At 44.5% G+C, this 8841-nt stretch carries 8 protein-coding genes; 5 read left to right on the forward strand and 3 right to left on the reverse strand.

From position 1 onward, the window contains the following. Both ACFQ2O_RS17480 and ACFQ2O_RS17485 read left to right on the forward strand, forming a co-directional pair. On the forward strand, positions 1-443 hold a 443-nt coding region (locus ACFQ2O_RS17480; protein WP_377530776.1), incomplete at its 5' end, for a septal ring lytic transglycosylase RlpA family protein. A gap of 3 nt (positions 444-446) precedes the next feature. Then, entirely contained in the window at positions 447-1358 is a 912-nt protein-coding gene (locus tag ACFQ2O_RS17485) for a DUF58 domain-containing protein (RefSeq protein ID WP_377530779.1), read from the forward strand. A 44-nt stretch (positions 1359-1402) separates the two neighbouring features. Here ACFQ2O_RS17485 and ACFQ2O_RS17490 read toward each other — a convergent pair whose 3' ends face one another. Together ACFQ2O_RS17490 and pgi are read right to left on the reverse strand one after the other, a co-directional pair. Next, positions 1403-2992 (reverse strand): hypothetical protein, encoded by a 1590-nt coding sequence (locus ACFQ2O_RS17490; RefSeq protein WP_377530782.1) that lies wholly within the window; start codon positions 2990-2992, stop codon positions 1403-1405. Positions 2993-3078: 86 nt separating this feature from the next. After that, entirely contained in the window at positions 3079-4725 is a 1647-nt protein-coding gene (pgi, locus tag ACFQ2O_RS17495; RefSeq protein WP_377530785.1) for a glucose-6-phosphate isomerase, read from the reverse strand. A gap of 478 nt (positions 4726-5203) precedes the next feature. Here pgi and ACFQ2O_RS17500 point away from each other — a divergent pair, with 478 nt between their 5' ends. From ACFQ2O_RS17500 to otsB, 3 genes are all read left to right on the forward strand, one after another. Continuing rightward, positions 5204-5380 (forward strand): hypothetical protein, encoded by a 177-nt coding sequence (locus tag ACFQ2O_RS17500; RefSeq protein ID WP_377530789.1) that lies wholly within the window; start codon positions 5204-5206, stop codon positions 5378-5380. 431 nt (positions 5381-5811) lie between these two features. After that, entirely contained in the window at positions 5812-6582 is a 771-nt protein-coding gene (locus ACFQ2O_RS17505) for an HAD family hydrolase (RefSeq protein WP_377530792.1), read from the forward strand. Positions 6583-6830: 248 nt separating this feature from the next. Beyond that, on the forward strand, positions 6831-7652 hold the full coding sequence (gene otsB / locus ACFQ2O_RS17510) for a trehalose-phosphatase (RefSeq protein WP_377530797.1): 822 nt from the start codon (positions 6831-6833) through the stop codon (positions 7650-7652). A 79-nt stretch (positions 7653-7731) separates the two neighbouring features. Here otsB and fbaA read toward each other — a convergent pair whose 3' ends face one another. After that, positions 7732-8811 (reverse strand): class II fructose-bisphosphate aldolase, encoded by a 1080-nt coding sequence (gene fbaA, locus ACFQ2O_RS17515; RefSeq protein ID WP_377530801.1) that lies wholly within the window; start codon positions 8809-8811, stop codon positions 7732-7734. Between the last annotated feature and the right edge of the window lie 30 nt (positions 8812-8841).

The following is an 8841-nucleotide window of genomic DNA, read 5'->3' on the forward strand; positions in this document are numbered from 1 at the left end:
TTGTAGCGGACCAACTATATGATACTATGAATATATGTTCAGTAGTATTAATTTTTTTCCTCTCGTTCTTTAACGGCACAGCCTCCTATACTGCCAGCGGCAAAGCCTCCTTCTACGCTGACCGTATGCAAGGCCACCGCACCTCCAGTGGTGAGCGCTACGACAAAACCCTTTTCACTGCTGCACATGCCACACTCCCTTTCAACACGAAGGTTCAGGTCACGAATCTTAAAAACGGTAAATCAGTTGTGGTCAAAATAAATGATCGAATGGCCCGCAGCCGCCACCACGTGATAGATGTGTCCAGAGCAGCAGCTGTGGAACTAGGTATGGTGCGTGACGGAACAGCCACTGTGCGCTTAACTGAGGTGAAAGAAGAGCAGCCAGAGCAACAAGAGTTACCCGTTGTCGTTTCTAAAGCAGCGCCTGTTTTAAAAAAGTAAACGATGAAAAAGCCTTTGACTCTTGCCGATGTGCAGAAATTTGAAAACATGGAGTTTCTGGCCAGGCAGTTGGTAGAGGGTTTTATCACAGGATTGCACCAGTCGCCTTATCATGGCTTCTCGGTAGAATTTTCAGAGCACCGCTTATACAACAGCGGGGAAAGCACACGCCATATCGATTGGAAAGTTTTTGCTCGTACAGATAAGCTTTTTGTGAAGCGTTACGAGGAAGAAACAAACCTTCGGTGTCACCTGCTGCTGGATGTCTCGCCTTCCATGTATTATCCCACAGAGAACAATGGCAAGCTAACTTTTTCTGCCTTATGTGCGGCTGCTTTAGCGACCTTGCTTCGCCGACAGCGTGATGCTGTGGGGCTGGTAACTTTTTCAAGTAAAATTGAGCTCCAAACACCTGTAAAATCTACAGCTTCGCATCTGCATACATTATTGCTTCTGCTGCAACAGCAACTAGAGCAGCAGCCTGCTTTTAAAGATACCAATGTAGCCGAAGTGGTGCATCAGATAGCGCAGCAGATACCGAAGCGTTCGCTCGTTATTCTTTTTTCAGACATGCTTAGCAGGCACGATGATTTGGAGGGAATTTTTGCAGCTTTACAGCACCTGAAGCACCAGAACCACGAGGTATTGCTTTTTCATGTGATGGATCGTAAGACGGAAGAGGACTTTGAGTTTTCTGAACGGCCCTATGTGTTTGTTGATGTGGAAACAGGGCAGGAACTGAAATTACAGCCATCGCAGGTGCGGGAGCACTATCGTTCTGCGGTAGAGAAGTATAAAAAAGAACTGGCGCTGAAGTGCGGGCAGTATAAAATTGACTTTGTGCCGGTAGATATCAACGAGCCTTTTGATAAAGTCTTGTATTCTTATCTGGTTAAAAGAGCTAAAGGTAGATAATAGTAACTGCACCATTTATATCAAACTATCCTCATAAGATTCTCTTAATTTCCTTCTCTGTCAAAGGCATGCACACGTACGTCATCGGTTGTCATATCTCTTGTTTCTGATCCGAAACTAATTTTGTTTCCCCGGTATGTATCATAGATCAAAGTATACTTCTTCAACCCAGTAACTGTAGAGGTATCAATCACTTTATCTTCTCCGATACCACCGTATATTTTAACAGGTATACTTTCATCTACGTTACCTGACACTTCAAAAGTGTCATCTCCAGCCAAGCCATGAAGTATGATTTGTTTTGTTTCGCCTCTATGAAAAACTCTGCTGTAGAGTTGTTTTGCTGGCACGGTAGCAGCTGCTTTTCTATGAATGCTTACCTCCACGATTTCATCATTTAACCGCTTCACCACAAAATGCTCTTCCTTATCTGAGCCAGCAACAGTTACTTCGGCTGCCAATAATTTATACATTTCTGACGCAGCATAGAGTAGAAGATCGCGTCTGCTTTTTAGATTATGTATAATTTCAGTTCCTGTTAACGCATAAATGGGAGAGGGGAGTTGTTGCACCGCATGTTCGATAACTTCATCTGTTAGTTGCTGCTGCATACTTTTTGCTATACTTTGCCAGTCTTGCTTGCTCAGCTCGTTTAAGAAGCGCTGATCAATGAATGCAGCATTGAGCATATAGGCCTTCACATCGCTGAAGTCGCCGTCAAATGTATGAAGCTTGCGCGCTAGCAACTTACTTGTTGCAATAAAGGGAATCAGACCGCCCTTCATCTTGAAAAATACCTGATCACGATCTTTGGGCACTGGCTCATAAAAAGTATCGCTGCTATTGCTTGATACAGCCCATTCCCATTGCCCTTTGTGTCTGTCCCAGTCGCCGATGAGTAAGTCCAGCAACCGAGCTCGTGCAAAGGCAGCTTGGTTTATGTGGTAATTATTAGAGGCAAACCTATTACTTAGCACTTCGTCTGAATCAGCAAAGCCTATGGCACCAGCAAACCCACCTCTGAGGTCCACAGGGTTTTCATACTTCTCTTCCAATAAGAATACTTTACCCTGAACAGCCTGTTTATGTATGCCAAAGGCTGTATCAGAGGCGGGGACATAATAAAGTTTAGGGTTTGTATGGGGGACACCTACTGCTTTTGCCAAATGGGGCACAACCAGTGGACCATAGGGATTGGCGGCGGCAGTCTGATCGCGGAGTACATTCGCTACAAATGTTCCGCGCCAGAAAGGACTAACTACATGTATAGGATCTTTGTCTAGTGAGCGGAGAGCATACTTTCTGCCTGCGCTGTCTTGTAACTTAAAACTTGTGGTTTGAAAGCCACCGCCTTTTCCTGTTACTTTTAAACCGCCATATATAGAGTCCAGCTTGAACAAAGGCAGCTTTACTGGTTCTGCCCATAAGTTGCGGTTATGGTTTCCCCAGAAAAAACGGTGAAAGCCGCTGCGGTTATAGTGGCGCCCGGCTATTACCCAAGCGCTATCTGTACCGGCAGCGGCTTTCCCGTTTAACTCTTGCGCAGTGGCAAGTGCATCTTCTTGAAAAAAGGTGTCATCCACGCAGCTGCTCATACTTACACATACCAGTAAAACCAGCAACAAACGCTTCATGATCTTAAGTTAAAAGTATAAATTCAGGGAATATGAGCAGCTAAGTATTTGCTCATACCGCTATACTATTAACGTATCAGTATAGTTTATTTATTCTGCTGATAGAAGTTGATGAGGCCATTGGTAGAACTATCGTGATCAGATGTCTTGCCTTGTAGCAGTTCTCCCTCGATCGTTCCGGCTAACTGCTTTCCGAGCTCCACGCCCCATTGGTCGAAGCTGTAAACGTTCCAGATGACACCCTGCACAAACGTTTTATGCTCGTACATGGCCACCAGGCTACCAAGTTCGAATGCTGTCAGTTGCTTCATCATGATAGAGGTAGTGGGCTTGTTGCCGGCAAATACCTTATGTGGCAACAGATTTTCCAGCTCCTCTCCAGACATTCCTTTTTGCGCTAGTTCCTGTCTTACTTCCTCGGCAGTTTTGCCTTTCATCAAAGCTTCTGTTTGCGCAAAAAAGTTAGACAGCAGCAGGGCGTGGTGGTTGCCAACATCATTATGGCTCAGGGCAGGCGCAATAAAATCACTAGGAATAAGTACGGTACCCTGGTGAATTAACTGAAAGAAGGAGTGCTGGCTGTTAGTTCCTGCTGCTCCCCATACCACAGGCTGTGTTTGGTACGTAACTGGTTGGCCGTTGCGGTCGGTGCTTTTGCCGTTGCTTTCCATCAGTAGCTGCTGCAGGTACTCGGGTAATAAACGCAGGTACTGGTCGTATGGCAGAATAGCGTGTGTCTGGCAGCCAAAGAAGTTGGTGTACCAAGTGCTTAGCAGCGCCATCAGCACAGGAATATTTTCTTTCATGGGAGCCTTGCGGAAATGCTTGTCCATAGACTCGGCACCACGCAGCAATTCTTCAAATTTATCATAGCCAAGCGCACAGGCTATGGAGAGGCCAATAGCAGACCAAAGTGAGAAGCGTCCGCCTACCCAATCCCAGAAGCGGAAGGCATTCTCTTCTGCAATGCCAAATTTTGTAACTGCCTCTATGTTGGTCGACAAAGCTACAAAGTGCTTCTTGATGTGCTCTCTGTCAACTGCCTTTTGCAGGAACCAACCGCGGGCTGTTTCAGCATTGGTGATGGTTTCTTTGGTAGTAAATGTTTTAGAGGCAATAATGAATAGGGTAGTTTCAGGGTCCAGTTTGCGCAGCGTTTCAGCGGCGTCCGTACCATCAACATTAGAGATAAAGTAAACCTCCAGGTCTGGCTTCTGATACTTTTTGAGCGCCTCAATGATCATCTTGGGACCAAGATCGGAGCCTCCAATGCCGATATTCACCACACTCTTGATGCGTTTTCCTGTATACCCCGTCCACTCACCGCTGTGCAGTTTGTCACAGAAGTTCTTCATCTGCTGCTGCACTTCATGTACCTCTGTCAGTACGTTTTCACCCTCCACGTTTAGCTGCTCATCTGTGAAGTTGCGCAGCGCCGTATGAAGCACAGCCCGGTTTTCTGTGGCATTGATTTTATCACCGCTAAACATACTCTCTATGGCAGCAGGAACGCCAGTTTCATCTGCTAATTGAGTGAGCAGTTGCAGCGTCTCTTCCGTAATCCTGTTTTTAGACAGATCATACAGTGTGTCATTCAGCTTGTATGTGAATTTCTGAAAACGCTCCGGGTCCTGCGCAAATAATTCTCGGAGGTGCTGGGGCTGTAATTGGTTAAAATGGGTTTCTAATTTTTTCCAGGCCTCGGTTGTGGTTGGAGAGTTACTTTTAAGCATAGTATATTTTTTGTAGTTGTACAGGGCATCCGGTTTCACTACTGCTATTTAAAGCTTCAGGTTTACGAGGATACCCGTTTCGGTTTGTAAATGGTTACGTACTGAAGCGCAGCTAAAGCGATCTTACTTCAAATTTATACATTCTGGTTTTAAATTCTGTTATTATAGAATATACAGATGGCTTATGCTTCTTTTTAGAGCTTGTTTACATTTCGTTTTTGCAAGCGAAAGCTGAATGGCAAGGGTTCTGGCAAAGCGGTTTTAGAGCTTCATAGCAGCGCTATGGGGCGAGAAAAGCATGAAGCCGCGTTCCTTTACAGGCGGTTTGCAGCGCAAAGGATGAATTTTAAACATGCTCTTATCTTAACTGACAATGCTGCGTATGTACAGGGATATCATCATATCTCCGTATGATAAAAACCTTGTTTTGAGGCAAGTGGTAAACGCCATAACCTATTTAATTATAAGAAAGAGAGCAATGGAAGAGAAGAAAGAACAACATAATTCAGATCGGCAAAGTGCTGCTTCTAAAGCAATACAAGATAAGCCTGCAGAACACAGCAATGATTATGTATCAGGAGGGCAAAAAGGAGCAACAAGGCCAGAGCAAGGTCCTGAAGTTCCACCTGAAGAGCGCACCCTCGGCATTCCGTAAATTTATATTTAATGCTGAGTAGTTGAAGCAGAAGGTGTACGTAATTGCAGCTAGGTACTTTGTAACACATAAAGCTTCATCTTGCATTTCCGAAGCTTTATATGTTGCATAATTTTCGAATAGACGGTAAGGCAGGTATAAGTATAAAATCCAGCTCTGGCTACATTTAAATAAGCGATATTGTTCAATTTATATTTATATGTGCCTATATTTGAGGTAAGGCATAATGATGGCAGGTTTCTTTTAATAGGGTGGAGTATAAACAACGCTTTTAGAGCAGGTTTTAAGCTCTGAATTTGCTTGCGTCTATATTATCGACCTTGCGTATAAATAGTAAAATCTGCTATCAAAGTTTAAATGCCTGCCAATCCTAAAACATCATAGGGTATAAAGCATTGAGCGAACGAATTCTATAATCAAAACATACTGCAATGAGTGATCTAAGCAATCTTATAAAAAAAAGAAATATCAAAGCCCTTATTCTGGACATGGATGGTGTTATCACAAACACAGCCAGCTTGCATGCCGAAGCCTGGAAAAGGCTTTGTGACTCTTTTCTGAAACAGCAGGGGCAGCAGGATGGCACAACCTATAAGCCATTCGATCTTCAGGAAGATTATCGCACTTTTGTACATGACGTTCCCCGCATTGATGCCATGCGTAACTTCATGGAGTCTCGTGGCCTTTCGTTGCCAGAGGGCAAGCCTGAAGATGATGCCGATAAAAATACGATTGTTGGCTTAGGCGAGCGCAAAGATTTATACTTCCACGAACTGCTAAAGCAAAACGGTGTAGTTGTTTTTGACAATGCGGTGCAATGGGTAAAAGAGCAGCAGGAAGCAGGTATGAAAATTGCTATTGTTTCAGGAAGCAGAAACTGCCTGACTATACTTCGCCGTGCCGGATTAGACAGACTTTTTGAAGTTCGAGTAGATAAAGTAGTAGCAGGAGAACATAAATTGAAGAGCAAACCTGCACCAGACATTTACCTGGAGGCAGCACGCCAGTTAGGTGTAAAGCCAGAGGATACTGCTGTTTTTGAAGATACCACTGCTGGTATTGAAGGAGCTAAAGCAGGCGGGTTTGGTTTAGTAGTTGGTGTTGATCACAGCTATAAAAAAGAGAATCTGGAGATGAAGGGTGCTGATATTGTTATCAAAGGTTTCTCTTCGGAAGTGAAAGCAAATTTGAACCCTGCTTAAAGTTCAAGAGGCTTTAAAGCTGTAAGCAGCAGGAATGAAATATAAAAACCAAAGGGGGCCGCTATCTGATAGCGGCCCCCTTTGGTTAGTGCCTTCTCTAGTTTGTTGCTGTCTAACCCAATACTAAGCAGCTTTGGAAACAATGTACTACTATGTCAAGTATTACCTGTTAAGCTTGTGGTTTTAACGCAAGTATAAATTACACTAATCTTAACTCACTATTAGCTTTACAAATACCCAAACTTACTATGAAGAACGACTCAGGTATGCAGGTTCAGAAGTACCATGTAAACGATCTCCCATCTGCGACATCCGAAGTTCCCAAACACTTACAAGGCAAGAAACCAGCTGTGTTTTTAGATTACGACGGTTGCCTGAGCCCTATTGTGCAGGATCCGGATAAGGCCGTGTTATCAGAAGAAATGCGGAGTACCTTGAAGCGCCTGGCTGAAGTTTGTAGTGTAGCCGTAGTGAGCGGCCGAGACCGTGCTAACGTGAAAGACCTGGTGCAACTTGATAATATTTATTATGCGGGTTCTCATGGCTTTGATATCTCAGGACCGGATGATATGCACACTGAGCCAGGAGGTGCAGCAGCTGCCATACCTGCCTTAGATAAGGCACAGGAAGAGTTAAAGGAGCGCTTACAAGATGTACAGGGTCTATTTATTGAGCGTAAACGCTATGCTATTGCCGTGCATTACCGCAATGTAGCTGAAGATCAGGTGCCTAAAGTGCTTGAAGTGGTAAAGCAGGTTATCTCGGAGCATGAGGCGTTAAAGCCGGGGCCGGGAAAGATGATCATGGAACTGAAACCTAACCTTGACTGGCACAAAGGCAAAGCTGTTTTATGGCTGATGGAGAAACTCGAGCTGAATAAACCTGACATTGTGCCCCTTTATATAGGAGATGATTTAACGGATGAAGATGCGTTTGCTACCTTGCAAGGGCAGGGAATCGGGGTAATGGTAGGCGAGCATGGTCAGCAAACAGCCGCTTCCTATCAGTTAGAAGATGTGGCAGCTGTGCAGGACTTTCTGGAAGCGATTATCCAAACTCTGAAGCCATAGCAGCAAGTATACTTCACATTAAACAAAAGAGGCAGCGCTACAACGCTGCCTCTTTTGTTTATTCTATACATCGTTAATACTATGCGTTCTTACCGATGCAATTTAAATCTTCAAATGCTTCTTTTAAGCGAGCAATGAAAGACTTTTCACCCTCACGTAACCAAACACGTGGATCGTAATATTTCTTGTTAGGAGAATCTTCGCCGTCAGGGCTGCCGATTTGAGACTGTAAATACCCTTTCTTGCTTTCGTAGTAGTTACGTATGCCATCCCAGAATGCCCACTGCATATCAGTGTCGATGTTCATTTTGATAGCTCCGTAGGTAATTGCCTCTTTAATCTGGTGCTTTTCAGATCCGGAGCCACCGTGGAATACAAAATTAACCGGGTTAGGACCAGTTTTAAACTTTTCCTGGATATGATCCTGTGAATTCTTCAGAATCTCAGGGCGCAGTTCTACGTTTCCTGGTTTGTAAACACCGTGCACGTTACCGAAGGCAGCTGCAATGGTAAATCTGTCGCTAACCTTGTTTAGTTCTTCGTAAGCATAGGCTACTTCTTCAGGCTGTGTATAAAGGCGTGAGCTGTCTACATCTGAGTTATCTACGCCGTCTTCTTCGCCACCCGTTACACCAAGTTCAATCTCAACCGTCATGCCGATTTTATTCATGCGCTTCAGGTAGCTCGAGCAAGTCTCAATGTTCTCGTGTATCTGCTCTTCAGACAAATCAAGCATATGAGAAGAATAAAGCGGTTTGCCATGCTCTTTGTAGAACTTCTCTCCAGCATCCAGCAAGCCATCAATCCAAGGCAGCAGTTTTTTGGCAGCATGGTCTGTGTGGAGTACCACAGGCACACCATAGGCCTCAGCCATCAGGTGAACGTGTTGCGCACCTGAGATAGCACCAGCAATGGCAGCTTTCTGGTTGTCGTTAGCCAGGCCTTTACCCGCAAAAAACTGGGCACCGCCGTGGGAGAACTGAATGATAACTGGAGAGTTCACTTCTCTTGCTGTTTCCAGCACAGCATTCACTGAATCCGTGCCAATAACATTGACGGCAGGAATTGCGAAGTTGTTCTCATTTGCATACTTAAACAGCTCTGTTACCTCATCGCCGAAAAGCACACCTGCTCTGAATCTTGTTTTAGTTTCGCTCACAGATTTATTTTATGATTATAGGTTGATTAT

This window comes from Pontibacter rugosus, from assembly GCF_042678745.1.
Classification (GTDB): Bacteria; Bacteroidota; Bacteroidia; order Cytophagales; family Hymenobacteraceae; genus Pontibacter; species Pontibacter rugosus.

Bases quoted from the DNA above. Each gene is read 5' to 3' on its own strand.
- ACFQ2O_RS17485 (WP_377530779.1), top strand. From the start codon at position 447: ATGAAAAAGCCTTTGACTCTTGCCGATGTGCAGAAATTTGAAAACATG.
- ACFQ2O_RS17490 (WP_377530782.1), bottom strand. From the start codon at position 2,992: ATGAAGCGTTTGTTGCTGGTTTTACTGGTATGTGTAAGTATGAGCAGC.
- pgi (WP_377530785.1), bottom strand. From the start codon at position 4,725: ATGCTTAAAAGTAACTCTCCAACCACAACCGAGGCCTGGAAAAAATTA.
- ACFQ2O_RS17500 (WP_377530789.1), top strand. From the start codon at position 5,204: ATGGAAGAGAAGAAAGAACAACATAATTCAGATCGGCAAAGTGCTGCT.
- ACFQ2O_RS17505 (WP_377530792.1), top strand. From the start codon at position 5,812: ATGAGTGATCTAAGCAATCTTATAAAAAAAAGAAATATCAAAGCCCTT.
- otsB (WP_377530797.1), top strand. From the start codon at position 6,831: ATGAAGAACGACTCAGGTATGCAGGTTCAGAAGTACCATGTAAACGAT.